The 25,320-nt window shown below is 72.2% G+C and carries 22 protein-coding genes; 15 read left to right on the top strand and 7 right to left on the bottom strand.

Features of this window, described 5'->3' with window-relative positions; genetic code table 11:
- Positions 1-120: 120 nt before the first annotated feature.
- Positions 121-1,773, bottom strand: a complete 1,653-nt coding sequence (locus AB0I82_RS27140; protein ID WP_363260025.1) for a phospholipid carrier-dependent glycosyltransferase — start codon at positions 1,771-1,773, stop codon at positions 121-123.
- 224 nt (positions 1,774-1,997) lie between these two features.
- On the opposite strand from AB0I82_RS27140, the gene rsmI reads away from it, so the two are divergent.
- From rsmI to AB0I82_RS27185, 9 genes are all read left to right on the top strand, one after another.
- Positions 1,998-2,867, top strand: coding sequence for a 16S rRNA (cytidine(1402)-2'-O)-methyltransferase (gene rsmI, locus AB0I82_RS27145; RefSeq protein ID WP_363259942.1), 870 nt, complete (start codon positions 1,998-2,000; stop codon positions 2,865-2,867).
- A gap of 169 nt (positions 2,868-3,036) precedes the next feature.
- On the top strand, positions 3,037-3,477 hold the full coding sequence (locus AB0I82_RS27150) for a hypothetical protein (RefSeq protein WP_363259943.1): 441 nt from the start codon (positions 3,037-3,039) through the stop codon (positions 3,475-3,477).
- A gap of 40 nt (positions 3,478-3,517) precedes the next feature.
- Positions 3,518-4,417 (top strand): TatD family hydrolase, encoded by a 900-nt coding sequence (locus AB0I82_RS27155; RefSeq protein ID WP_363259944.1) that lies wholly within the window; start codon positions 3,518-3,520, stop codon positions 4,415-4,417.
- A gap of 73 nt (positions 4,418-4,490) precedes the next feature.
- The gene (locus AB0I82_RS27160) at positions 4,491-5,948 is read left to right on the top strand and encodes a ubiquitin-like domain-containing protein (RefSeq protein WP_363259945.1); all 1,458 of its coding nucleotides are present in this window, start codon (positions 4,491-4,493) and stop codon (positions 5,946-5,948) included.
- Positions 5,945-6,826 carry a 16S rRNA (adenine(1518)-N(6)/adenine(1519)-N(6))-dimethyltransferase RsmA gene (gene rsmA / locus AB0I82_RS27165; RefSeq protein ID WP_363259946.1) on the top strand — a complete coding sequence of 294 codons (882 nt, stop codon included), beginning with the start codon at positions 5,945-5,947 and terminating at the stop codon, positions 6,824-6,826. The genes AB0I82_RS27160 and rsmA overlap by 4 nt, the downstream gene beginning before the upstream one ends.
- Complete coding sequence (locus AB0I82_RS27170) at positions 6,823-7,743, top strand: 4-(cytidine 5'-diphospho)-2-C-methyl-D-erythritol kinase (RefSeq protein ID WP_363259947.1); 921 nt, start codon at positions 6,823-6,825, stop codon at positions 7,741-7,743. The genes rsmA and AB0I82_RS27170 overlap by 4 nt, the downstream gene beginning before the upstream one ends.
- A gap of 124 nt (positions 7,744-7,867) precedes the next feature.
- The gene (locus tag AB0I82_RS27175; RefSeq protein WP_363259948.1) at positions 7,868-9,664 is read left to right on the top strand and encodes an ABC-F family ATP-binding cassette domain-containing protein; all 1,797 of its coding nucleotides are present in this window, start codon (positions 7,868-7,870) and stop codon (positions 9,662-9,664) included.
- Positions 9,665-9,853: 189 nt separating this feature from the next.
- Entirely contained in the window at positions 9,854-11,704 is a 1,851-nt protein-coding gene (locus AB0I82_RS27180) for a PQQ-binding-like beta-propeller repeat protein (protein WP_363259949.1), read from the top strand.
- 266 nt (positions 11,705-11,970) lie between these two features.
- The gene (locus AB0I82_RS27185) at positions 11,971-12,678 is read left to right on the top strand and encodes a LuxR C-terminal-related transcriptional regulator (RefSeq protein WP_030617335.1); all 708 of its coding nucleotides are present in this window, start codon (positions 11,971-11,973) and stop codon (positions 12,676-12,678) included.
- A 12-nt stretch (positions 12,679-12,690) separates the two neighbouring features.
- On the opposite strand, the gene AB0I82_RS27190 is transcribed toward AB0I82_RS27185, so the two are convergent.
- Positions 12,691-13,002: a hypothetical protein gene (locus tag AB0I82_RS27190; protein ID WP_363259950.1), complete on the bottom strand. Its 312-nt coding sequence runs from the start codon at positions 13,000-13,002 to the stop codon at positions 12,691-12,693.
- Positions 13,003-13,021: 19 nt separating this feature from the next.
- On the bottom strand, positions 13,022-14,692 hold the full coding sequence (locus AB0I82_RS27195; protein WP_363259951.1) for a sodium:solute symporter family protein: 1,671 nt from the start codon (positions 14,690-14,692) through the stop codon (positions 13,022-13,024).
- A 244-nt stretch (positions 14,693-14,936) separates the two neighbouring features.
- Here AB0I82_RS27195 and galT point away from each other — a divergent pair, with 244 nt between their 5' ends.
- From galT to AB0I82_RS27215, 4 genes are all read left to right on the top strand, one after another.
- Positions 14,937-15,983 (top strand): galactose-1-phosphate uridylyltransferase, encoded by a 1,047-nt coding sequence (gene galT, locus AB0I82_RS27200; protein WP_363259952.1) that lies wholly within the window; start codon positions 14,937-14,939, stop codon positions 15,981-15,983.
- Positions 15,980-16,951: a UDP-glucose 4-epimerase GalE gene (galE, locus tag AB0I82_RS27205; protein ID WP_363259953.1), complete on the top strand. Its 972-nt coding sequence runs from the start codon at positions 15,980-15,982 to the stop codon at positions 16,949-16,951. Before galT ends, galE begins: the two co-directional genes overlap by 4 nt.
- A 155-nt stretch (positions 16,952-17,106) precedes the next feature.
- The gene (gene galK, locus AB0I82_RS27210; protein ID WP_363259954.1) at positions 17,107-18,282 is read left to right on the top strand and encodes a galactokinase; all 1,176 of its coding nucleotides are present in this window, start codon (positions 17,107-17,109) and stop codon (positions 18,280-18,282) included.
- A gap of 433 nt (positions 18,283-18,715) precedes the next feature.
- Positions 18,716-19,522 (top strand): response regulator transcription factor, encoded by an 807-nt coding sequence (locus AB0I82_RS27215; protein ID WP_037960603.1) that lies wholly within the window; start codon positions 18,716-18,718, stop codon positions 19,520-19,522.
- Positions 19,523-19,627: 105 nt separating this feature from the next.
- On the opposite strand, the gene AB0I82_RS27220 is transcribed toward AB0I82_RS27215, so the two are convergent.
- From AB0I82_RS27220 to AB0I82_RS27230, 3 genes are all read right to left on the bottom strand, one after another.
- Positions 19,628-21,646 carry a beta-galactosidase gene (locus AB0I82_RS27220; RefSeq protein WP_363259955.1) on the bottom strand — a complete coding sequence of 673 codons (2,019 nt, stop codon included), beginning with the start codon at positions 21,644-21,646 and terminating at the stop codon, positions 19,628-19,630.
- A gap of 83 nt (positions 21,647-21,729) precedes the next feature.
- Positions 21,730-22,524, bottom strand: a complete 795-nt coding sequence (locus AB0I82_RS27225; protein WP_363259956.1) for an SDR family NAD(P)-dependent oxidoreductase — start codon at positions 22,522-22,524, stop codon at positions 21,730-21,732.
- A gap of 212 nt (positions 22,525-22,736) precedes the next feature.
- The gene (locus AB0I82_RS27230; RefSeq protein ID WP_363259957.1) at positions 22,737-23,234 is read right to left on the bottom strand and encodes a MarR family transcriptional regulator; all 498 of its coding nucleotides are present in this window, start codon (positions 23,232-23,234) and stop codon (positions 22,737-22,739) included.
- A gap of 132 nt (positions 23,235-23,366) precedes the next feature.
- Between AB0I82_RS27230 and AB0I82_RS27235 the strand changes: the two genes are divergently transcribed.
- The gene (locus AB0I82_RS27235) at positions 23,367-24,191 is read left to right on the top strand and encodes a trans-aconitate 2-methyltransferase (RefSeq protein WP_363259958.1); all 825 of its coding nucleotides are present in this window, start codon (positions 23,367-23,369) and stop codon (positions 24,189-24,191) included.
- 4 nt (positions 24,192-24,195) lie between these two features.
- The gene (locus tag AB0I82_RS27240; protein ID WP_363259959.1) at positions 24,196-24,558 is read left to right on the top strand and encodes a VOC family protein; all 363 of its coding nucleotides are present in this window, start codon (positions 24,196-24,198) and stop codon (positions 24,556-24,558) included.
- A 69-nt stretch (positions 24,559-24,627) separates the two neighbouring features.
- On the opposite strand, the gene AB0I82_RS27245 is transcribed toward AB0I82_RS27240, so the two are convergent.
- Entirely contained in the window at positions 24,628-25,314 is a 687-nt protein-coding gene (locus AB0I82_RS27245; RefSeq protein ID WP_363259960.1) for a TetR/AcrR family transcriptional regulator, read from the bottom strand.
- Positions 25,315-25,320 lie beyond the last annotated feature (6 nt).

Below are 25,320 nucleotides of genomic sequence, written 5' to 3' on the forward strand. Positions count from 1 at the left end.
GACACGGGGTGTTGGAGTGACCTTCGCGCGTCTCGTTACGGCATCGGTACGGTGACACTCAGTCGATACGACCGTCACAGAACGGTCACATGCGGGGCCGCCCATTCCCCGCCGCATCCCTCATACCCAGGTGTCCAGCCACATCCGCGCCTGCCATGCGCTCTTGGGGATCGGTAGCCCTGTGTATACGGGATAGAAATAAATGAAGTTCCACACAATGAGCAGGACCAGGATGCCCGCGGCTACGATGCCCGCCGCGCGGCGGCGGTCGCCGGTGAGGAGGAGGCGCGATTCCGTGGCGAGGCCGTCCTGGGGGCGGCCGATGATCGCGCCGAGCATCATGGCGAGCGCCAGGCAGAGGAACGGCACGAAGACGACCGCGTAGAAGAGGAAGATCGTGCGTTCCTGGTAGAGGAACCAGGGGAGATAGCCCGCCGCGATGCCGCAGGCGATCGCGCCGGCCCGCCAGTCCCGCTTGAACAGCCAGCGGTAGAGGACGTAGAGCAGCGCGAAGCAGCCGGCCCACCACAGGAGCGGGGTGCCGAGCGCGAGGACCTCGCGGGCGCAGCCCTCCGCCGCGGTGCAGCCGTCCTGGCCCGCCTTGGGGTCCTCGTAGAAGTAGGAGACCGGGCGGCCCAGGACCAGCCAGCTCCAGGGGTTGGACTGGTAGGTGTGGGTGGACGTCAGGTGGGTGTGGAACTCATAGACCTCCGACTGGTAGTGCCAGAGGCTGCGCAGCCAGTCCGGGAGCCAGGTCCAGCCGGCGGCGCGGCCGTCGGCGGTGGTGGCCCAGTCGCGGTAGTAGCCGCCCTTGGTGACGATCCAGCCGGTCCAGGAGGCGAGGTAGGTGGCCGCCGCGAGGACCACGGTGGAGAGGAAGGCGGGGACGACGTCCCGGCGGAGGGCGGAGCGGTACGGGTGCCGGGCGCCCGCCGTGCGCCGGGCGCCGGCGTCCCACAGGACCGACATCAGGGCGAAGGCGGCGAGGAAGTACAGGCCGTTCCACTTGGTGGCGGCGGAGAGGCCGAGGCAGAGCCCGGCGGCCAGCCGCCAGGGGCGCCACCCGAGCCGCAGCCGGTCGCCGACCTCCTCGTCGGGGCGGGCCAGCCCGTCCTCCCCGACGGGCAGCGCCGCGGCGAGCCGGGCGCGGGTGCGGTCCCGGTCGATCAGCAGACAGCCGAAGGCGGCCAGCGCCCAGAACATCACGATGATGTCGAGCAGCGCCGTGCGGCTCATGACGAAGTGCAGGCCGTCCACGGCCAGCAGCAGGCCCGCCAGGCAGCCCAGGGCGGTGGAGCGCAGCAGGCGGCGGCCGATGCGGCAGAGGATCAGTACCGACAGGGTGCCGAGCAGGGCCGTCATGAACCGCCAGCCGAAGGGGTTCATGCCGAAGGCCCACTCGCCCAGCGCGATCAGCCACTTCCCGATGGGCGGGTGGACGACGTAGGAGTGCTCGGGGCTGAGCAGGATGCGTGACGGGTCGCCGACCAGCGCGTCGTTGGCGTTCTTCGCCCAGGTGCCCTCGTAGCCGTACTGCAGCAGGGACCAGGCGTCCTTCGGGTAGTACGTCTCGTCGAATATCACCTTGTCCGGGCTGCCGAGGCGCCAGAAGCGCAGGATGCCGGCCAGCAGTGCGGCCAGTACGGGCAGACCCCACGCGGTGAGGCGGGCCGTCCGGGGGGAGACCCGCGGCGCGGGGAAGGGTGCGAGGAGCCGGGTCCGCACGTCCCGCTCCGGGCGTGCGGTGTAGCCGAAGCGGCGCAGCCGCCGCAGCCAGGCGGTCGGCGCCGGGACGCCGCCCTGGGGCGCCTGCGCGGCGCGGGCGGCGGCCCCCGAGGCGGCCAGGGCCCCGCCGTGGTCGCCGGCGCGCCGGTCGTTGGTCGCGGTGTCACTCGTCACCGGGCCATCGTAGGGAAGCGGCCTGTGAGAGGCCCGTCTCTCCGGCCCGTCTCCCGGCGCGGCGGGAAGGATGCGGGCGCGCCTGAAAGGATGGGGCCGTGACTGGAACGCTCGTACTCGCAGGGACCCCCATCGGCGACACCGAGGACGCGCCGCCGCGGCTGGCCGCCGAGCTGCTCGCCGCCGACGTGATCGCGGCCGAGGACACCCGCCGGCTGCGCCGCCTGACGACCGCGCTGGGCGTGCACACGACGGGGCGGGTGGTGTCGTACTTCGAGGGGAACGAGTCCGCGCGCACCCCGGAGCTGGCCGACGCGCTCGAAGGCGGGGCGCGGGTGCTGCTGGTCACCGACGCGGGCATGCCCTCGGTGTCCGACCCCGGCTACCGTCTGGTGGCTGCGGCGGTGGAGCGCGGCGTGAAGGTGACGGCCGTGCCGGGCCCGTCGGCCGTCCTCACCGCGCTCGCCGTCTCCGGGCTGCCGGTGGACCGCTTCTGCTTCGAGGGCTTCCTGCCCAGGAAGGCGGGGGAGCGGACCGGCCGGCTGAAGGAGGTCGCCGACGAGCGGCGCACGCTCGTCTACTTCGAGGCGCCGCACCGGCTGGCCGACACCCTCGCCGCGATGGCGGAGGTCTTCGGCAAGGACCGGCGCGCCGCCGTCTGCCGTGAGCTGACGAAGACGTACGAGGAGGTCCGCCGCGGCCCGCTGGAGGAGCTGGCCGAGTGGGCGGCCGACGGCGTACGCGGCGAGATCACCATCGTGGTGGAGGGGGCGCCCGAGCCGGGGCCCGGCGATCTGGGCCCCGAGGAGCTGGTGCGCCGGGTGCGGGTCCGTGAGGAGGCCGGGGAGCGGCGCAAGGAGGCCATCGCGGGGGTCGCGGCCGAGGCCGGCGTGCCCAAGCGGGAGGTCTTCGACGCGGTCGTCGCGGCGAAGAACGCGGAGCGTGGTGATTCTCGTGCGGGTAAATGACCGGTCCGAAAGGTAAAGAGGAGGTCGGCCCGGCGAGGCTCTTTCCCTCGGCACGCTCAAATCTGTGCCAATAGGAGGAACCTTTGCTGCATCGCGGCTCCGAAAGGCGTCCACTGGAACTCGGGACGTTCGTCCCCGAGAGCTTGTCCGGCGGACAAGAGGAGCTGCGATGACTGAACCCGTGGGAACCGCGAGCGGGACCCCGCACACGACCCGGACCGAACCGGCCGCGCACGAGGCGTACTCCTTCGCCTGCATGAAATGCGGGCACGGCTGGGAGCAGTCCTACGACATCGAGCACCACGTTGACGTGTCCGGCGCACCGCGCGTCGTCTACTACACGGACGGCGAGCGCGTCCCGTCGCCGCTGACCAGGCCCACCTGCCGGCAGTGCGGCGGGCACCTGGTCCGGATCATGCGGGCCGGGCAGGTCTCCATGGTCTCGGCGGCCGCCGAGCGGCTCTACTCGCCGCGCAAGCCGCAGCCCACGACCGGTCCGGCCGGCGGCCCCGGCGACTCGGGTGGCTCCGGCGGTGATGCGTCCGCGCGGCGCGGCCACCACCACTGGCACCTCTCCGACCTGCTGCACCCCTTCCAGCGCCGCAGGTAGCCCGGTACGCCCGGTGCCGCGGGGCTCATAGGATCGAGGTATGAGCTCGAAGGACGCACCGCCGCCGCTGCCCGAACCGCTCGGGGTCTCCGTAGCGGACTCGCACACCCATCTCGACATGCAGTCGGGCACGGTCGAGGAAGCGCTCACCAAGGCCGCCGCCGTCGGCGTCACGACGGTGGTCCAGGTGGGCTGCGACGTGAAGGGCTCGCGCTGGGCCGCGGAGACCGCCGCCGCGCACGACGCGGTGCACGCGGCGGTGGCGCTGCATCCGAACGAGGCGCCGCGCATCGTGCTCGGCGACCCTGGGGGCACCTCCCAGCCCCCTAGGGCTGGGGGAGGCTGGTCCCGGCAGGGGGCGCGCGAGCCGGGCGGCGACGCGGCGCTGGACGAGGCGCTCGCGGAGATCGACGCGCTGGCCGCGCTGCCGCACGTCCGCGGCGTCGGCGAGACCGGCCTGGACTACTTCCGTACCGGCCCGGAGGGCATGGCCGCGCAGGAACGGTCCTTCCGTGCGCACATCGAGATCGCCAAGCGGCACGGCAAGGCCCTGGTCATCCACGACCGGGAGGCGCACGACGACGTACTGCGGGTGCTGCGCGAGGAGGGCGCGCCCGAGCGGACCGTCTTCCACTGCTACTCCGGCGACGCGGAGATGGCGAAGGTGTGCGCCGAGGCCGGGTACTTCATGTCCTTCGCCGGGAACGTCACGTTCAAGAACGCCCAGCCGCTGCGGGACGCGCTGGCCGTCGCCCCGCCCGAGCTGGTGCTCGTCGAGACCGACGCCCCCTTCCTGACCCCCGCGCCGTACCGCGGTCGGCCCAACGCGCCGTACCTCATTCCGGTCACGCTGCGGGCCATGGCCGAGGTCAAGGGCATGGACGAGGAAGCGCTGGCCACGGCCGTCGCGGCCAACACGGCGCGCGCCTTCGACTACTGAGCCGTCGGCGGAGTACTCCCGCTCAATCCACTACATTCCGGCCCGTCAACCGGTCCCGGGCACGTGGAGCGTCGTGAGTCATTCGCAGGGATACGGATACGGGTCGCCGTGGTCGTACGACGGGACGGAGGGCCCCCGGACCCAGGGCTACGGCCCATACGGACCGCCGGACGAGGCCCAGGTGTACGACACGTACGTCGCGCAGTCGTACGCACCGCCGCGCCCGCAGTCGTACGCACCGTGGCTGCCCGAGCAGCAGTCGTACGAACCGCCGCCCCCGGAGCCGCAGTCGTACGACCAGCCGCTCCCCGAGTCGCAGTCGTACGACCAGCCGCTCCCCGAGCCGCAGTCGTACGACCGGCCGCCGGTCGTCGGAGGCCGGTCCGCGGGCCGCGCCGCCGCCCGCCGCGCCGCCCGGCGCAAGCGGTTCGTCGAGCGGCCCGAGGGGCTGCGCAGGCTGGTCCCGCAGGCGCTGGTCGTCGCGTTCCTCGCGGGCGGCACCACCGCTTTCGTCGCGCACGACAAGGCCGTCCGCCTCAGCGTCGACGGCGATCCCCGGCGGCTGCACACCTTCGCCGGGGACGTCGGCGAGCTGCTGGCCTCCGAAGGCGTGCCCATCGGCCCGCACGACATCGTCGCGCCCGGCCCGGACGCCCCGCTGACCAGCGGCGACGAGGTGGCCGTGCGGTACGGCAGGCCCGTCGTGCTCACCGTGGACGGCCACCGCCGCCGGGTGTGGACCACCGCGCGCACCGTCGAGGGCGCGCTGCGCCAGCTCGGCGTGCGGGCCGAAGGCGCGTACATCTCCGCCTCGCGGTCGCTGCCCATCGCGCGGCACGGCATCGAGCTGGCCGTACGCACCGAGCGCACGGTGACCTTCATGGCCGACGGCCGCGCGCACAGCATCCGCACCAACGCCGCCACCGTGCGCGCGGCGCTCGCCCGGGCCGGGATCGCGCTGCACGGCCAGGACACCACCTCCGTACCGCTGGACAGCTTCCCGCGCGAGGGCCAGACCATCTCCGTGCTGCGTGTCACCGGCTCCCGCGAGGTCCGCGAGGAGCCGATCGCCTACGAGACCCGGCGCATCCCCGACGCCTCGCTCTTCAAGGGCACCGAGTCGGTGGTCCAGCAGGGGCGGCAGGGCGTGCGCCGGGCCACGTACCAGCTGCGTACCGTCAACGGCGTCCGGCAGCGGCCGCGGCTGCTGCGCCAGGAAGTGGTCAGTGCGCCGCGCGACGAGATCGTGCACGTGGGCACCGCGACCGTGCCCAGCAGCGTGGCCGGCGCCGACCAGCTGAACTGGCAGGGGCTCGCGCAGTGCGAGACCGGCGGCCGGGCCGACGCGGTCGATCCCTCGGGCACGTACGGCGGGCTGTACCAGTTCGACCGCCCCACCTGGCACTCGCTCGGCGGGACCGGCGCCCCGCAGGACGCGCCCCCCGAAGAGCAGACGTACCGGGCGAAGAAGCTGTACGTGAGCCGGGGGGCGAGCCCGTGGCCCGTGTGCGGCCGTAAGCTTCACCAGTGACCAACAGCAGCACCGATGAGCCCGGCCCGCTCCTGGGCCCCGCCGACATCCGAGAACTGGCCGCGACGCTGGGCGTCCGCCCCACCAAGCAGAAGGGCCAGAACTTCGTCATCGACGCCAACACCGTCCGCCGGATCGTGCGGACGGCCGAAGTGCGCCCCGATGACGTGGTCGTCGAGGTCGGGCCAGGACTCGGCTCGCTGACCCTGGCGCTGCTGGAGGCCGCCGACCGCGTCACGGCCGTGGAGATCGACGACGTACTGGCGGCCGCGCTGCCCGCGACGGTCCAGGCCCGGATGCCGGAGAAGGCCGACCGGTTCGCGCTCGTCCACTCCGACGCGATGAAGGTCACCGAGCTGCCGGGCCCGCCGCCCACCGCGCTGGTCGCCAACCTCCCGTACAACGTCGCCGTCCCCGTCCTGCTCCACATGATGGCGACCTTCCCGACCATCGAGCGCACGCTCGTCATGGTCCAGTCCGAGGTCGCCGACCGGCTCGCGGCCCGCCCCGGCAACAAGGTCTACGGCGTGCCGTCGGTCAAGGCGAACTGGTACGCCGAGGTCAAGCGGGCCGGCGCGATCGGCCGGAACGTCTTCTGGCCCGCGCCCAACGTCGACTCCGGACTGGTCTCCCTCGTACGCCGCGAGGCGCCGCTCGAAACCACCGCCAGCCGCGACGAGGTCTTCGCCGCCGTGGACGCGGCCTTCGCGCAGCGCCGCAAGACGCTGCGCTCGGCGCTCGCCGGCTGGGCGGGCTCGGCCGCCGCCGCCGAGGCCGCGCTGGTCGCGGCGGGCGTCTCGCCGCAGGCCCGGGGCGAGGCCCTGACCGTCGAAGAATTCGCCCGCATCGCCGAGCACAAGGAAGCCGCAGCCCAGTGACCCCGTCCAGCCCCCGCGCCGTCACCGTCCGCGTCCCCGCCAAGGTCAACGTCCAGCTGGCGGTCGGCGCCGCACGCGCCGACGGCTTCCACGACCTGGCCAACGTCTTCCTCGCCGTCGGCCTGTACGACGAGGTCACCGCGGCGCCCGCCGACACCCTGACGATCACCTGCGAGGGCCCGGACGCCGGGCAGGTCCCGCTGGACCGTACGAACCTCGCGGCCCGCGCCGCCGAGCTGCTGGCCGCCCGGCACGGGATCGGCGAGCCCGCCGTCCACATCCACATCGCCAAGGACATCCCCGTCGCGGGCGGCATGGCGGGCGGCAGCGCGGACGGGGCGGGCGCGCTGCTCGCCTGCGACGCGCTGTGGGGGACCGGTGCCTCGCGCGAGGAGCTGCTGGAGATCTGTGCCGAGCTCGGCAGCGATGTGCCGTTCAGCCTGGTCGGCGGGGCGGCGCTGGGTACGGGCCGTGGTGAGAAGCTCACGCCGCTGCCGGTGGGCGGTGGCTTCCATTGGGTGTTCGCGGTCGCGGACGGTGGGCTGTCCACGCCTGCGGTCTACCGCGAGTTCGACCGGCTGACGGAGGGCACGGATGTGCCGGTGCCGGTGGCTTCGCCCGCGCTGCTGGACGCACTGCGGGCGGGTGACGCGGCGGTGCTGGCCAAGGCCCTTTCCAACGACCTGCAGCCCGCCGCGCTCTCGCTCTTCCCCTCGCTCGCCGCGACCCTGGAGGCGGGCACGAAGGCGGGCGCGTTGGCTGCGCTGGTGTCGGGCTCCGGGCCGACGACGGCGTTCCTGGCGACGGATGCGGATGCCGCTGCCGCGGTTGCGGATGCGTTGGTGGCGTCCGGTACGTGCCGCACCGCTCGTATCGCCGACAGCCCGGCGCCTGGGGCCACGGTTATCCGCCCGTAGGGGGCGGTTGAGCAGGTATTCGCGGCCTTCCCGCCGTTGTGGTTGCTCGCGCAGTTCCCCGCGCCCCTGAAGGCACTCCGTGCCCACTAGGCTGGAAGGCCGACCGTTGTGAAACAGGAGTGAGATGGCCGCGAACCTCGTCAATCTGGAAGCCGTCAGCAAGGCGTACGCACTGCGCGCGCTGCTCGACGGCGTCTCCCTCGGCGTCAACGAGGGAGACCGGATCGGCGTCGTCGGCCGCAACGGTGACGGCAAGACGACCCTGATCCGCATCCTCGCGCAGCTGGAGTCCCCGGACGACGGCCGCGTCACGCACGTGAACGGGCTGCGCCTCGGTGTGCTGACGCAGCACGACTCGCTCGACCCCGAGGCGACCGTCCGGCACGAGGTGATCGGCGACCTCGCCGACCACGAGTGGGCGGGCAACGCCAAGATCCGGGACGTGCTGACCGGCCTCTTCGGCGGCCTGGACCTGCCGGGCTTCCCGCAGGGCCTGGACACCGTCATCGGCCCGCTCTCCGGTGGCGAGCGGCGCCGCATCGCACTCGCGAAGCTGCTCATCGCCGAGCAGGACCTGATCGTCCTCGACGAGCCGACCAACCACCTGGACGTCGAGGGCATCTCCTGGCTCGCGCGGCACCTCCAGGCGCGGCGCTCCGCGCTCGTCGTCGTCACCCACGACCGGTGGTTCCTGGACCAGGTCTGTACGCGCATGTGGGACGTGCAGCGCGGGGACGTGCACGAGTACGAGGGCGGCTACAGCGACTACGTGTTCGCGCGCGCCGAGCGGGAGCGCATCGCGGCCAGTGAGGAAGCCAAGCGGCAGAACCTGATGCGCAAGGAGCTGGCGTGGCTGCGGCGCGGTGCTCCGGCCCGTACGAGCAAGCCGCGCTTCCGCATCGAGGCCGCCAACGAGCTGATCGCGGACGTGCCGCCGCCCCGGGACAAGGCCGAGCTGATGAAGTTCGCCGGCTCCCGGCTGGGCAAGACGGTCTTCGACCTGGAGGACGTGACCGTACAGGCCGGGCCCAAGGTGCTGCTGAAGCACCTCACCTGGCAGCTCGGCCCCGGCGACCGGGTCGGCCTGGTGGGCGTGAACGGCGCGGGCAAGACCTCGCTGCTGCGGGCGCTGGCCGACGCGGCGCGCACGCAGGGCGAGGCGCAGCCGGCCGGCGGGAAGATCATCGTCGGGAAGACCGTGAAGCTGGCGTACCTCTCGCAGGAGGTCGCCGAACTGGACCCGTCCTGGCGGGTGCTGGAGGCCGTGCAGCGGGTCCGGGAGCGGGTGGACCTGGGCAAGGGCCGGGAGATGACCGCGGGCCAGCTCTGCGAGAAGTTCGGGTTCACGAAGGAGAAGCAGTGGACGCCGGTCGGCGACCTCTCCGGCGGTGAGCGGCGCCGGCTGCAGATCCTGCGGCTGCTGATGGACGAGCCGAACGTGCTCTTCCTCGACGAGCCGACGAACGACCTCGACATCGAGACCCTGACGCAGCTCGAAGACCTGCTCGACGGGTGGCCCGGCTCGCTGGTCGTCATCAGCCACGACCGGTACTTCGTCGAGCGCACCACCGACCGGGTGTTCGCGCTGCTCGGCGACGCGGCGCTGCGGATGCTGCCGCGCGGGCTGGACGAGTACATCGAGCGGCGGGAGCGGATGGCGCAGGCCGCAGCCCCGGCGCCGGCGGCGGCCGCGCCCAAGCAGAAGTCCGCCGCGGTGGACCGGGCGACGCAGAAGGAACTGCAGAAGATCGAGCGGCAGCTGGACAAGATCGGTACGAAGGAGGCGAAGCTGCACGCGCAGATCGCCGACAACGCCACCGACTTCGCCAAGGTTGCCGAACTGGACGCGCAGCTGCGGGAGCTGCGGGACGAGAAGGACGAGCTGGAGATGCGCTGGCTGGAGCTGGCGGAGGACGCGTAACAGGTGCGTCGCGGGAGGGTCCCGGGCCGGGTGCGGTGTCGGTGCCGAGTGGTAGAAAGAACTCCCGCTCAACTGCCGTTAATTGCCGAGCCTTATGTCTGATTCACTCCATCCTGGGGGGCTTTGCCGCTCGGGATCGCGGGGGAGGCCGATTCGGAGCCATGGGCCGGCGTGAAGAGGTAACGACCCATGTCCCAGCCGCCGCAGCCGCCACCACCGCCCGGTCAGCCGCCGTCCGGCGGCTTCGGCGCGCCCCAGGAACCGTCGTACGGCTACCCGCAGCAGCCGCCGCAGCCCCCGAACCAGCCGCCGCAGCCGCCCCAGGCCCCGCCGCAGCCGCCGAACCAGCCGCCGCAGGCCCCCGACCAGCCGCCCCAGGCTCCGGGCCAGCCGCAGCAGGGCCCGCCGCCCGGTCCGTACGGCGCGCAGCCCGGGTACGGCTACCCGGCCCAGGGTCCGGGCTACGGCTACCCGCAGCAGCCCGGCCAGCCCGGCGCCCCCGGCCCGTACGGAGCCCCCGGCCCGTACGGCGCGCAGTTCCCCGGCGGTGGCATGCCCCCGCAGGGCGGCGGCGGTAATCAGCAGCGCACCCGCATCATGATCGTCGTCGCCGCGGTGGTCGCCATCGCGCTGATCGTCGGCGGCGGCGTGTGGTTCGCCAACAGCGGCGGTGACGACCCGGCGCCGAACGCCCAGGGCTCCAGTGCGGGCACCGACGGCGGTGGCCAGGGCGGGGACGCCCCGTCGACGCTCAAGGGCGGCAAGGTCGCGCTGAACGCGGAGAGCAAGCCCGGCAGTTCCACGGGCAAGCTGCTCTTCAATGTGCCGCTGCCCTCGCCGGACAAGTCGGTGGTGACGCTGAACGGCGCCTGGGCGACGGCGAAGACGTACGCCAAGGTCAGCAAGGCCGAGATCGTCGGCTACGACCTGGCCGCGCGGAAGCCGAAGTACAAGCTCCCGATGGACGGCATCGTCTGCGGCGCCTCGCCGTACGCCACCGAAGAGGGCAAGGCCGCGGTCGTCTTCGAGGCCGGTCCGCGCAAGGGCGAGAACGACCGCGAGCCGTGCAGTCAGATCGCGCTGCTGGACATCGACTCCGGCAAGTTCGACTGGCAGAAGACGATGCCCGGCGGCGACCAGGCGTCCAGCCTCGGCATGGGCGTCACCTTCAGCCAGGGCGCGGTCGTCGCCTCCTGGCCGGGCAACGGCGAGGCCGCGTACGACATCTCCGGCAAGGAGCTGTGGCACCGCCGCGACAACGGCAACGACGCCTCGATGCAGTGCCTGGACCGGGGCATCGGCGGCGGCCAGAAGCTCGTCGCGGTGCTGCGCTGCGGTGAGTACGGCTCGCAGACCACGCAGGTCCAGGAGATCGACCCGGCCACCGGCAAGCCCAAGTGGACCTATGACGCGCCCAAGGGCGTGGAGAGCGCCGAGGTGGTCTCCACCAACGGCCCGGTCGTCATCGGCATCTCCGCGGGCGACGCCGGTATCACGGACATGGTCGTCATCGACGACTCCGGCAAGCAGCAGGCACAGATTTCGCTGCAGAAGGACAAGTACAAGCCCAACTGCGGCATCAGCGGCGGCGTGGAGCGCTGCGTCACCGCCACGGCGGACGACAAGTACCTCTACATGCCCTCCAAGTCGCACGACGCGGTGGGCGGCGAGTCCTTCGACAAGCAGAACGAGATCGTCGCCTTCGACCTGAAGACCGGCGCCGCGACCTGGAAGGCGACCTCGGAGGTCAACCAGGAGATCGTGCCGATCCGCATGGCCGGCGACAAGCTCATCGCCTACCAGGACGGATACAGCGACAAGGGCGGCCAGGTCGTCAGCATCGACCCGGCCGGGCAGGGCAAGAAGACGGTCTTCCTCAACCTCCCGAAGGAGACCGCCGACGCGGCCCGCAGCCTGCGCCCGGGCATGACCCGCGCGGTGTACGCGCACGGCCGGCTGTTCCTGAACCAGGACATCATGTCCGGCACGAAGTACGGCCTGGGCGACGGCAAGTACCTGGGCCTGGCCTTCGGCAGCTGAGAAACCCGCAGGCCCCAGGGCCTGTCCGGCGGCCCTGTCCTACGCACTGTAGGGCGGGGCCGCTGTCGTACCGGGTCCGTCCGCCTCTGGAAATAAATGATCGGCGGCTGATGGCAAGTGGCCCAGAATGGCCGGGATTTCAGCATTCCGGCGGGCTTCTGCCCGGTAGGGGGCGCGCAATGTCGAACAAGCGTGTAGCTTCCGGATGCAAAGGGGCCCGGCGGAGATCGGGGGGCTGATATCGCCGGGGAATGGGGGGTTGCTGAATGGGCGTGCGGCTCATGGTGGTCGATGACCACCGCCTGCTCGCCGAGGCGCTCGCCTCGGCACTGAAGTTGCGCGGGCACAGGGTGCTCGCCGCGGCCGCGCCGAGTGCCGGGGCGGCGGATCTGGTGGTGAGCAGAGCGCCGGAGGTGTGCCTCCTGGGGACGGCAGCGCCCGCCGAGCCGGGGGTGTTCGACCCGGTGGTACGGATCAAGAAGGAGCGGCCCCAGGTGGCGGTCGTGGTGCTCGGCCCGGTGCCGAACCCGCGGGGCATCGCCGCGGCGTTCGCGGCCGGCGCGTCCGGTTACGTCCGCCACGACGAGCGGATCGAGGGCGTGGAGCGGGCGATGATGAAGGCCAGGGCGGGCGAGGCGGCGATCGCCCCGGCCCTGCTCCAGCAGGCCTTCGAGGAACTGCTGCATCCGGCGGCGCAGCCGGACGACGAGGGCGCGCGGCTGCTGCAGATGCTGACCCCGCGCGAGGTGGAGGTGCTGGTCCGGGTCGCCGAGGGCGAGGACACCCGGCTCATCGCGGCCGGTATGGGCATCGCGCCGAGCACGGCCCGTACGCATGTGCAGCGGGTGCTGATGAAGCTGGGGGTGGGCTCGCGGCTGGAGGCGGCGGCGCTGGCGGCCCGTACGGGGCTGCTGGACCGGGCCGCGGTCAGCAACGCGAACGCGGCGGGGCCGCAGCAGGCCCCGCCGCAGTGAGCGCGCGGCGCGTCAGTCCGTCGTGCCGCTCGGGCCGTCGGCCGCGGCGCCGGTCTCCTCGGGGGCCGGTGCCTCGGCCGGGCGCAGCTTCATCCACGCCAGGAAGAAGAGTCCGAGGATCAGCATCCCGAGGCCGGTCCAGAGGTTGATGTTGATGTCCTGGGCCTTCTTCAGGTCCGCGTCGGACGCGGTGAGGCCGGCGATCGTGACGATGACGCCGTAGACGACGAAGAGTCCGCCGATGATGCGGCGTACGTCGAAGAGCCGGGCCGCCGTCGCGGACTTGCGCTCCAGCTCCTCGACCTCGTGCTGGTAGTCACTCATGGGGTGTGCTCCTTGGGCCTCAGAAGGAGAAGGGGATGTAGCAGACGGCGGCGAGGACGACCGCGCCCCAGCCCAGCAGGGCGGGCTTGCGGTACCAGGCGTCGTCGCCCTCGGCGGGCAGCTCCTCCATGCCGGGCGAGGTGGTGCCGTAGACCAGGCCGGCCAGCGACTCGGCGGACTTGGGCTTGGTCACCAGGGTGACCACGAACATCACGACCGCGCCGACGACGAACGCCACGATCGAGGAGACGAAGTTGGCGCCCTGGTCGGAGGGGATCGAGATGACGCCCTGCTTGTAGAACCAGAAGTAGTTGACCATCGCGGCGACGGTGCCGGAGAGCAGGCCCCAGAAGCCGGCGGCCGCGCTGGTCCGCTTCCAGAACATGCCGATGATGAACACCACGAACAGCGGGACGTTGAAGAACGAGAACAGCGTCTGCAGGTAGTTCATGATGTTGCTGAACGAGGACGCGATGAACGCGGTCCCCATGCCGATCAGCACGCCCACCGCGGTGATCACCCGGCCGGTCTTCAGGTAGTACGCGTCCTCGCGGCCCTTCTTCAGGTACGCCGCCCAGATGTCGTTGGTGAAGACCGTGTTGAACGAGGAGACGTTCGCCGCCATACCGGCCATGAACGCGGCGAGCAGACCGGTCACCGCGATGCCGAGCACGCCGTTGGGCAGCAGGTCGCGCATCAGGACCGGAATGGCGTCGTTGTACTGCAGGCCGTCCTTGGTCTTGCCCAGCGAGGGCTCCATGACCAGCGCGATCAGGCCCGGCACGACCACGACCAGCGGGATGAAGATCTTGGGGAAGGCGGCGATGAGGGGGGTGCGCTTGGCGGCGGAGCCGTTCTTCGCGGAGAGCGCGCGCTGCACCTCGGCGAAGTTGGTGGTCCAGTACCCGAAGCTCATCACGAAGCCGAGGCCGAGCACGATCGTCAGCCAGTTGGCGCCCAGCGGGTTGGCCTCGCCGATGCCGGTGCCGCCCCAGGCGGTGAGGAAGTCACCGCCGTGGCTGTCGGTGAGGCTGCTGGTCAGCCCGTCCCAGCCGCCGACGCGCTTGAGGCCGACGACGGTCAGCGGGATCAGCGCGGCGAGGATGACGAAGAACTGCAGGACCTCGTTGTAGATCGCCGAGGACAGGCCGCCGATGGTGATGTACGCGAGGACGAAGAAGCCGGCGACGACGATGGCCACCCACTCCGGCCAGCCCAGCAGCGCCTCCAGCACGATCGCCATCGCGTAGAGGTTCACGCCCGCGATCAGCACGGACGACACCGCGAAGATGATCGAGGACAGCAGGTGCGAGGACGGCCCGAAGCGGTGCAGCAGGAACTCCGGTACGGAGCGGACCTTCGAGCCGTAGTAGAAGGGCATCATCACCAGGCCGAGGAAGACCATGGCGGGGATGGCGCCGATCCAGTACCAGTGCACGGTGTACGCGCCGTACTGCGCGCCGTTGGCGGCCATGCCGAGGATCTCGGTGGCGCCGAGGTTGGCGGCGACGAACGCGAGGCCGGTCACCCACGCGGGCAGCGACCGGCCGGACAGGAAGAAGTCCAGGCTGGTCTTCACGCTGCGTTTGGCGGCGAAGCCGATGCCCAGGACGACGGCGAAGTAGATCGCCAGGATGGTGTAGTCGAGCCCGTTGGTAGGGAGGCGTAGCCCTTCGGCCATCGTGATCATGGGGTCTCGCTTCGTTGCGTGGCGCCGGTGGCAGGAACGAGCAGCAAGTTACGCGCGGTCGCTCGGAAACTGAACACTTTTGTTGGTTTTGTTTGTTGGATCGTGATCGAGTGGCTTCCTTGGTGACGCTGGGTGCGGGCGGGTGCACCGCTCTGTCCACGGCGTTGACGGAAGTGTTGGCTCGTGGTTCATTATGTTCGTTTGTGTTTGGTCGTCTGCCGAGGATTTCTGGCGAGGAGCAACAGTGAAGAAGACGTCCACGCGGCTCGCGGACGGCCGGGAGCTCATCTATTACGACTCCCGCGACGACGTCGTCCGCGACGCCGTCGACGAACGCCCCCTGCCGCAGGTCACCACCGCCTCCGAGATCCGGCACGACCGCCTCCTCGGCGACTCCGTCGCCGTCGCCTCGCACCGCCAGGGCCGCACCTACCACCCGCCGGCCGACGAATGCCCGCTCTGCCCCTCGCGCGAGGGCCGGCTCTCGGAGATCCCCGCCGCCGACTACGACGTCGCCGTCTTCGAGAACCGCTTCCCCTCGCTCGCGGGCTCCACCGGCCGCTGCGAGGTCGTCTGCTTCGCCTCCGACCACCACGCCTCCTTCGCCGACCTCACCGAGGAGCAGGTCGCGCTGGTCCTGGAGGCATGGACCGACCGCACCGCCGAGCTCTCCGCGCTCCCCGACGTCGAGCAGGTCTTCTGCTTCGAGAACCGCGGCGCCGAGATCGGCGTGACCCTCGGCCACCCGCACGGCCAGATCTACGCCTATCCCTTCGTCACCCCTCGCACCGAGCGGATGCTGGCCTCGGCCACCGAGCACGCCGAGCGCACCGGCGGCCGCAACCTCTTCGACGACGTCGTGGCCGACGAGCTCGCCGACGGCAGCCGCGTCGTCCTGGAGGGCGAGCACTGGGTGGCCTTCGTCCCGTACGCGGCGCACTGGCCGTACGAGGTGCACCTCTACCCGCGGCGCCGGGTCCCCGACCTGCTCGCCCTCGACGAGGACGCGCGCACAGAGTTTCCACAGCTGTACCTGGAAGTCTTGCGACGGTTCGACCGGATCTTCGGGGCAGGGGAGCCGCCGACGCCGTACATCGCCGCATGGCACCAGGCGCCGGTGCGCGCCCCGCACCGCGACGGCTTCGCGCTCCATCTGGAGCTCTTCACCATCCGACGCACTCCCGGCAAGCTGAAGTTTCTCGCGGGTTCCGAATCCGGCATGAATGTGTTCATCAACGATGTGCCGCCGGAAGCCGCGGCGCAGCGACTGCGAGAGGTAGCGAGCACGTGAGCAAGAAATACCTGGTCACCGGCGGAGCGGGATACGTCGGCAGCGTCGTGGCGGCACACCTTCTGGAGGCCGGCCACGAGGTGGTCGTCCTGGACGACCTGTCCACCGGCCACCGCGTGGGCGTCCCCGAGGGCGCGGAGTTCATCGAGGGCCGGGTCCAGGACGCGGCCAAGTGGCTGGACCGCTCCTTCGACGCCGTCCTGCACTTCGCCGCGTTCTCGCAGGTCGGCGAGTCCGTCGTGGACCCCGAGAAGTACTGGCGCAACAACGTCGGCGGCACCATGGACCTGCTCGCGGCGATGCGCGTCGCGGGCGTGCGCACCCTGGTGTTCTCCTCGACGGCGGCGACGTACGGCGAGCCCGTGAACACCCCCATCACGGAGACCGACCCCACCGTCCCCACCTCCCCGTACGGCGCCTCGAAGCTGGCCGTGGACCACATGATCAGCGGTGAGTGCGCGGCGCATGGCCTGGCGGCCGTGTCGCTGCGGTACTTCAACGTGGCCGGCGCGTACGGCGAGTGCGGCGAGCGGCACGACCCCGAGTCGCACCTCATCCCGCTCGTCCTCCAGGTCGCCCAGGGCCGCCGCGAGTCGATCTCCGTCTTCGGCGACGACTACCCGACGCCGGACGGCACCTGCGTCCGCGACTACATCCACGTCGCCGACCTCGCCGACGCGCATCTGCTGGCGCTGGACGCGGCGGTCGCGGGCGAGCACCTGATCTGCAACCTCGGCAACGGCAACGGCTTCTCCGTACGCGAGGTCATCGAGACCGTCCGCGCGGTCACCGGCCACCCGATCCCCGAGACCGTCGCCCCCCGCCGCGGCGGCGACCCCGCAGTCCTGGTCGCCTCGGCCCAGACGGCCATCGACCGCCTCGGCTGGCAACCGAAGCGCGCGGACCTGGCGGAGATCGTCGCGGATGCGTGGGCCTTCGCCCGGGATGGCCGAGCGGCAACCCGGTAGGGGCTGCAGTGCCGCTGCCGGGCGCGCCACCGTCGTGGCCGATCGCGCAGTTCCCCGCGCCCCTTCAGGGGCGCGGGGAACTGCGCGCTCAGCCGAAACGGCGCCGCACCCGGGCACCGGGCATTCGCACAACGAGCTGGACGAAGGAGTCCGAGTTGAACAACGACACGGCGCACGGCGCACGCCGCACCGAGGCGGCATTCGGCGAGGTGTACGGAACCGCCCCTGCGGGGACATGGGCCGCCCCCGGCCGGGTCAACCTCATCGGTGAGCACACCGATTACAACGACGGCTTCGTGATGCCGCTGGCCCTCCCGCACACCACGACCGCCGCGGCCGCGCCCCGTACCGACGGCGTGCTGCGCCTGCACTCCGGCAACGTCAAGGGCGGCATCGTCGAGCTGCGCACCGACGCGCTGCGCCCGGCCCCCGACGGCGGCTGGGCCGCGTACCCGGCCGGCGTGCTGTGGGCGATGCGGGAGGCCGGACTCCCGGTGGACGGCGGTGCCGACCTGCACTTCGACTCCGTCGTCCCCACCGGCGCCGGGCTCTCCTCCTCCGCCGCCCTGGAGGTCGCCACAGCTCTCGCGCTGAACGACCTGTACGGCCTGGGCCTGGACGGCCAGGAGCTGGCCCGGCTGGCCCAGCGCGCCGAGAACGCCTTCGTCGGCGTGCCCTGCGGGATCATGGACCAGACCGCCTCGGCCTGCTGCACCGAAGGCCATGCCCTTCTCCTGGACACCCGCGACCTCACCCGCCGCCAGGTCCCCTTCGACCTCGCGGCGGCCGGGCTGCGCCTCCTCGTCGTCGACACCCGCGTCCAGCACGAGCTGGGTGACGGCGCCTACGCCGAACGCCGCGCCGGCTGTGAGCGGGCCGCGCGGGCACTTGGCGTACGCGCCCTGCGCGACGTGGCGTACGACGGACTGCGCCAGGCGCTGGAGTCGCTGGCGGACGAGGCCGCCGTACGGCCCCTGGTACGGCACATCGTGACCGAGAACCGGCGGGTGCAGGAGGTCATGGCACGCCTCGACGCGGGCGACCCGCGCGGCATCGGCCCGCTGCTGACGGCCGGCCACGCCTCGCTCCGCGACGACTTCGCGGTGTCCTGCGCCGAGCTGGACCTCGTGGTGGCCGCCGCCAACGAGGCCGGCGCGCTGGGCGCCCGGATGACCGGCGGCGGCTTCGGCGGGTCGGCGATCGTGCTGGTCGAAGAGGCGGAAGCGGAGGCCGTGGGCAAGGCGGTCACCGAGGCGTTCGCGGCGGCCGGGCACGCCGCGCCGCGGATCTTCACCGCCGTGCCGAGCGCGGGGGCCCGACGGCTGGCGTGAACCGGACGGCGGCGGGGGCGCAAAAGCGAGCCCCCGCACGCCCCCGCACACCCCCGACGCACTGTCAGCCGCTCCGGGCGACTGGCCGATTGCCCCGCCGGCGTCCGGCGGTAACCGGTCGGAATGAGCCGATCACCCGCTACTGGTGCCTCGTGGTGGTCCGGCTGCACCACCCTGAACACATGGGTCGGGCAGTTTTGCCAATCGGCTTCCGTTGCCGGACCCCGTACGTACGCTGAACAGAGCACCGGTGGGGGCCGGTGCCGATCAGGGGGCGAGCTGGACCCTCTCCGCCGAACGGCGCGGGGAGGTGAGGGTACGGCGCCCGGGACGGGACAGCGACGCAGCACGGCGGCGGCCGTGCCACTGCGGCGACCCCGTCCCCGGGCGCACGTACCGTTTCTGCCCGTTTCCCCGAGACAGGGGGTCCTCAGTGCAACGCATCCGGGTCTTGGTGGTCGACGACCACCGCATTTTTGCCGAGTCCCTGGCGGCAGCCCTCGCGGCCGAACAGGACGTGGACGTGGCGGCGGCCGGGAGCGGACCGGCGGCCCTGCGCAGTCTGGAGCGGGCGGCCTCCGAAGGCCGGCGCTTCGACGTCATGCTCGTCGACGCCGACCTCGGCGCCGCCGTCGCACCGCTCGCGGCCGTCCCGATACGGCCGCAGGGCCACCGCGACGGCGCGGCCGACGGCGCGCCCGTGGACGGTATTTCGCTGGTCACCTCGGTCCGCACCGCGCATCCGATGGTGCGCGCCGTGGTGCTCGCGGAGAAGGACGACCCGCGCAGGGCCGCGTCCGCGCTGCAGGCCGGGGCCGGCGGCTGGGTCGCGAAGGACTGCTCGCTCTCCCGCCTGCTGGCCGTGATCCGCGGCGTGCTGCGGGACGAGACGCATCTGCCGCCCGCGCTTCTCACGGGTGTACTGCGGGAGCTGACCGCGGCCCGCAAGCACCGCACGGAGAGCGAGCGGCTGGTCGAGTCGCTGACACCGCGCGAGCGCGAGGTACTGCGCTGCATGGTCGCCGGGCTCGGCCGCAAGGCGGTCGCGGAGCGGCTGTTCCTCTCGCCGCACACGGTCCGTACGCACATGCAGAACGTCCTGGGCAAGCTCGGCGTGCACTCCACGCTCGCGGCGGTGGCGCTGGCGCGCCGGGCCGGGGTGGGGCCGGTCGAGCTGGAGCCGCCCCCGTCGTCCCCGGCGGCGCAGCCGGTGCCGTCGGCGTCGGTCTCGGTGCCGTGAGGCGCGCGTGGACCGGCGGCCGCGCCCCGGCCGGTACGGCGGCCGGCGGCCGCACGGGTACGGCCGCCGGCAGACCCTGACCGCCCTGCCGTCCGGGGCCGCGGATCAGGAACCGCCCTCCTCGGGGCCCGGTTCCGTCAGGACGGCCACGCCGCGGGCGGGCAGGGTGAGGTGATGCACGGCTCCCGTCCGCGGCGTGGCCTGCTGCGCGGCCTGCGCCAGCGCGTCGGTCATGGGCCGCTCCAGCGCCACCTCGGCCGGCTCCTGCCCGTGGTTGAGCAGGAAGAGATACCGCGCGCGGGCATCGGAGCGCACGGTGGCCTGTACGCCGGGCGGCAGCCCCGGCAGTACGGGCGTGACGCCCGCCGCCTCCCGTACGTCGTCCATCAGGTTCCGCATCAGCGCCGGGTCGGGACGCGTGCCGACGTACCAGGCGGTGCCCCGGCCGTAGCCGTGCCGGGTGATCGCGGGCCGTAGCCCGTCGTACAGGAAGTCCACGACGGAGCCCGCGCCCTCCAGGACGATGTCCTCCGCCCAGAGGTCGGCGCGCCCGGCGTACCGCCCGCGCAGCGGCACGACAGCCCGCTCGTCCAGCGGCCAGAACTCCTCGACCCGCAGCCCCAGTACCTCGCGCAGCGGCGCCGGATAGCCGCCGGGATGCACCCGGTCGTGCGCGTCGACGATGCCGGAGAAGAACGACACCAGCAGGTGCCCGCCGTCGCGTACATAGGCGGCCAGCCGCTCGGCGTCCTCGGCGCGCAGCAGGTACAGGTTGGGGACGACGACCAGGCGGTACCCGGCCAGCTCCCGGTCCGGCGGTACGACGTCGCAGGCGACGCCCGCCTCGAAGAGCGGACGGTAGTGGGCCAGGGCCCGCTCAGGAGCCTCCAACGCCGTGGACGGGCGGGAGTCCAGCTCCAGCGCGCGCCGGCTGTCCCAGTCGGCGAGCAGCGCGACCTGTGCCTCGGAGCGGGTGCCCTCGATGCCCGGTACGGCGGCCAGCTCCCGCCCCAGCTCGGTGACCTCGCGGAAGATCCGGGTGCCGGTGCCGCCGTGCGGGACCATCGCGGAGTGGAACTTCTCGGCGCCGCCGAGCGACTGCCGCCACTGGAAGAAGAGCACCGCGTCCGCACCCTGGGCGACGGCCTGCCAGCTCCACAGGCGCATCGCGCCGGGCGGCTTGGGGCCGTTGCGGGGACGCCAGTTGACGGCCCCGGGGGCCTGTTCGAGCAGCTGCCACGGCTGCCCCTCGCGTGCCGAGCGCATCAGATCAAAGTTGTACGCGGCGCGAATGTGATCGTCCGGGTCATAGGGATCCTGATAGAAGTCCAGCGCCATGACATCCATGTCGCGGGCCCAGGCGAAGGCGTCGACGGGCTTGTGGTCCGGCATCAGATTGGTCGTCACCGGCACGCCCGGGGTGACCCTGCCCAGCACCTCCTTCTCTGCCAGGTAGCAGGCGCGCAGCGCGTCATCGCTGAAGCGGAGGTAGTCCAGCTGCTGCGCCGGATTGGCGGCGGCGGGCGCGGCACGGGGCGGCAGCACCTCCTCGAAGTCGCCGTAGCCCTGCGACCAGAAGGCGGTGGACCAGGCGTCGTTGAGGGCCTCGATCGTGCCGTAGCGCTCGCGCAGCCAGCGGCGGAAGTCGTGGGCCGAGACGTCGCAGTAGCACTGCCGGGTGTGGCAGCCGTACTCGTTGCCGATGTGCCACACGGCGAGCGCGGGGTGATCGGCGTAGCGGTGGGCGAGGCGTTCGACGAGGCGGACGGCGTGTTCGCGGTAGACCGGGCTGGAGGGGCAGTAGTGCTGCCGGGCGCCGGGCCAGCGGCGGGTGCCGTCGGCGTCCTCGGGGAGGATCTCGGGGTGCCGGTGGGCGAGCCAGGGCGGTGGTGAGGCGGTCATGGTGGCCAGGCAGACCGCGATACCGGCCTGGCCGAGGCCGTCCATGACGCGGTCGAACCAGCCGAAGTCATAGGTACCGGGCCGGGGTTCGACCCCCGCCCAGGAGAAGATCCCGGCGGTCACCATCGTGACGTGCGCCTGCTTCATGAGGACGAGGTCCTCGGCCCGTACGTCCTCGGGCCACTGCTCGGGGTTGTAGTCCCCGCCGAACCGGATTCCCATCGCGCGCTCCCCCCTGGGGGCTTGTCGGATCGCGTGGTCGCTGTTCGCTGCTGTGCTGTTGGACGAGTACTCGCTGCGGTTGGTCAGGACGAGTTCTTCAGGACGCTCCACCCGCCGTCGACGACGAGGCTCGCGCCGGTGACGAAGGAGGCGTCCGGCGAGAGCAGGAAGGCGATCGCGGCGGCGACCTCCTCGGGGCGGCCGAGCCGGGCCGCCGCGGTCTCGGCGGCGGTGGCCCGGCGGTCCTCCTCGGCGATGCCTTCCCACGCGGGGGTGAGGACGGGACCGGGCAGCACGGAGTTCACCCGTACGTCGGGCCCGTACTCCACGGCCAGCTGGCGGGCGAGGCCGGTCAGGCCCGCCTTGGACGCGGCGTACGCGGGCCGCCCCGGCAGCCCGAAGCGGGCGTGCACGGAGGAGGTCAGCACGACCGCGCCCTGCCGCGCGCGCAGGTCGTCCAGGGCCGCCCGTACGCCGAGGAACGCGCCGGTGAGGTTGACGGCGAGCTGGTGGTCCCAGTCGGCGCGCGGGGTGCGGTCGGCGGGCGCGACGTAGCGGGTGAAGGCGTTGGACACCAGGCCGTCGACAGGTCCGTACCGGCCCCGGGCGGCGGCCACGGCGCGCTGCCAGGCGGCCTCGTCGGTGACGTCGCAGTGCTCGTAGGAGGCGGTGCCGCCGGCGGCCCGGATCCGGCGCGCGGTGCGCTCTCCTCGATCGTCGTCGACGTCGAGGAGAAGCACGCGGGCGCCTTCGGCGGCGAGCCGGTCAGCGGTGGCGGCCCCGATGCCGGAGGCTGCGCCGGTGACGAGGTGGGTACGTCCGCCGAACCGTTGCCCTGCGGGCGGCGCGTCAGGCTGCGCGGTGCGCTGCTGGCTCATGGCCGCGATCCAAGTGGACGCACGCCGCGCCAGGCAAGGGGGCGCGCCCCGTAAGGGGCGCGGGGAACTGCGCGCTCAGCCGCAACGGTGCCGCGCTCGGCCGCCGAGGTATGCCCACCCCTGGGCCCGGAGGCCACTTCCCGAGCAGCCCGGTGGCCCGGTGCCGCGCCGCGACGGCTGGTCGCGCAGTTCCCCGCGCCCCTGACGGGGCGCTAGCCCGGAATGTTGTCGAAAGGTGCCGTCAACTGCCGCAGCAACCCCGCAAGTTCCGCGCGCTCGCCGCGCGAAAGCTCGGCCAGGATCGCCCGCTCCTGGGTGAGCAGCCCGGCGAGCGACTGATCCGCCCGGTCCCGGCCCTCCGAGGTAAGGCGGACGAGGACGCCGCGCCGGTCACTCGGGTCGGGCAGCCGCTCGACGAGGCCCTTCTTGGCGAGCCGGTCGATACGGTTGGTCATCGTGCCGGAGGTGACCAGCGTCTGGGTGAGCAGCTGGCCGGGCGAGAGCTGGTACGGAGACCCCGCGCGCCGCAGCGCGGTGAGCACGTCGAACTCCCAGGGCTCCAGGCCGACCTCGGAGAAGGCCAGCCGGCGCGCGCGGTCGAGATGCCGGGCGAGCCGGCTGATACGGCTGAGCACCTCGAGTGGTTCCACATCGAGGTCGGGGCGCTCGCGGCGCCATGCTGCGACCAGTCGGTCGACCTCGTCCTCCATGACGATCAGTGTAGTGGTTGTGTCGACGTGAAGTCTCTTGACGTCAAGATATATTTTGCTGGACGATTGGGCAGCGTCGGCAGCAGTTCCTGCTCCACCGGCCTAGGCCCGTACCAGCAGAGGGGTTCGACCATGCACGACACGCACGTTGCGCCGACCTGGGACCCACAGCAGTATCTCCGCCACGCGACCCACCGCACCCGCCCCTTCCTCGACCTGCTCGCCCGGATACCCGAGCTGCCCGCCGCCCGCCGCCCGCGCATCGCCGACCTGGGCTGCGGCCCCGGCAACGTCACGGCCCTGATAGCCGACCGCTGGCCCGACGCGCACATCACCGGCTTCGACAGCTCCGCCGACATGCTGGCCCGGGCCCAGTCCTACGCGGGCCCCACCCCCGGCGGCGGCCACCTGGACTTCGCCCCCGCCGACGCGGCCACGTGGATCCCCGACGAACCCTTCGACCTCATCGTCTCCAACGCGGCACTGCAGTGGGTCCCCGGCCACGCCGACTCGTTCGCCCTCTGGATCGACTCCCTCGCCCCCGGCGGCACCCTCGCCCTCCAGGTCCCCGGCAACTTCACCTCCCCCAGCCACGCCCTCCTCGGCGAGCTGTGCGAGAGCCCTCAGTGGCGCACCCGCCTCGGCGACAAGGGCCGGCGCTTCGTGCACATCCTGCAGCCGGAGGAGTACCTCGAGCGGCTGATCGACCTCGGCTGCGCGGCGGACGCCTGGGAGACCACCTACGTCCAGGTCCTGCAGGGCGAGGACCCGGTACTGGACTGGGTGAAGGGCACCGCGCTGCGCCCCGTCCTCACCGCCCTGGACGGCGACGCCGAAACGGCGGCGGAATTCCTCGACCAGTACCGCGACCTGCTGCGCAAGGCCTATCCGACCGGCCCGCACGGCACGGTCTTCCCCTTCCGGCGGATCTTCGCCGTGGCCCGTAAGGAGATCTGAGCGCATGATCACCGGCCTCGACCACGTCCAGCTCGCCGCGCCGCCCGGCTCCGAGGAAGCCCTGTGCCGGTACTACGAGGGCGCGCTGGGCATGGCCCGGGTCGCCAAGCCGGCCGCGCTTGCCCCATGCGGAGGCTGCTGGTTCGAGGCCGGTACGGTCCGGCTCCATGTCGGCATCGAGGATGCCTTCCGGCCCGCGGCCAAGGCCCACCCCGGCATCCTCGTCACGGACATCGACGCCCTCGCCGCCCGGCTCGCCGCCCACGGCGCGGACCTCACCTGGGACGACAACCTCCCGGGCCACCGCCGTTTCTACTCCCACGACCCCGTCGGCAACCGGCTGGAATTCCTCGAACCCCTGTCCTGACCCGGCGCGCGCGGGTCGCCTGCGCTGCTCACTCTTTCGGGTGAACTTTGGGGCGCGTGTGACGAGAGGTCACGCCTTGCGATGGCCTATCAGCCGCGGTTTCGGCTCCAGCCCGTCCAGCCCGTGCCAGGCGAGATTCACCAGATGCGCGGCGACTTCCGCTTTCTTCGGCTTGCGTACGTCCAGCCACCACTGGCCCGTCAGCGCCACCATCCCGACCAGCGCCTGCGCATACAGCGGCGCCAGCTTCGGGTCGAAGCCGCGGGCCTTGAACTCCAGGCCCAGGATGTCCTCGACCTGCGTGGCGATGTCGCTGATCAGTGACGCGAACGTGCCCGTCGACTGAGCGACGGGGGAGTCCCGCACCAGGATGCGGAAGCCGTCGGTGTACGTCTCGATGTAGTCCAGGAGCGCGAACGCCGCCTGTTCCAGCAGCTCACGCGGGTGCCCCGCGGTCAGGGCACCCGTCACCATGTCCAGCAGCTGCCGCATCTCGCGGTCCACGACGACCGCGTACAGCCCTTCCTTACCGCCGAAGTGCTCGTACACCACCGGCTTGGACACCCCGGCCTTCGCCGCGATCTCCTCCACCGACGTGCCCTCGAAGCCCCGCTCGGCGAACACCGTGCGCCCGATGTCCAGCAGCTGCTCCCGGCGCTCCTTGCCCGTCATGCGGACCCGGCGCACACGCCGCGCGCCCGCACCGGAAGACGCCCTGTCCTTACTGCCACTCACGCTGCTGCCATCGATCGCCACCCGTCA

The organism is Streptomyces sp. NPDC050315, from assembly GCF_040655775.1.
Classification (GTDB): Bacteria; Actinomycetota; Actinomycetes; order Streptomycetales; family Streptomycetaceae; genus Streptomyces.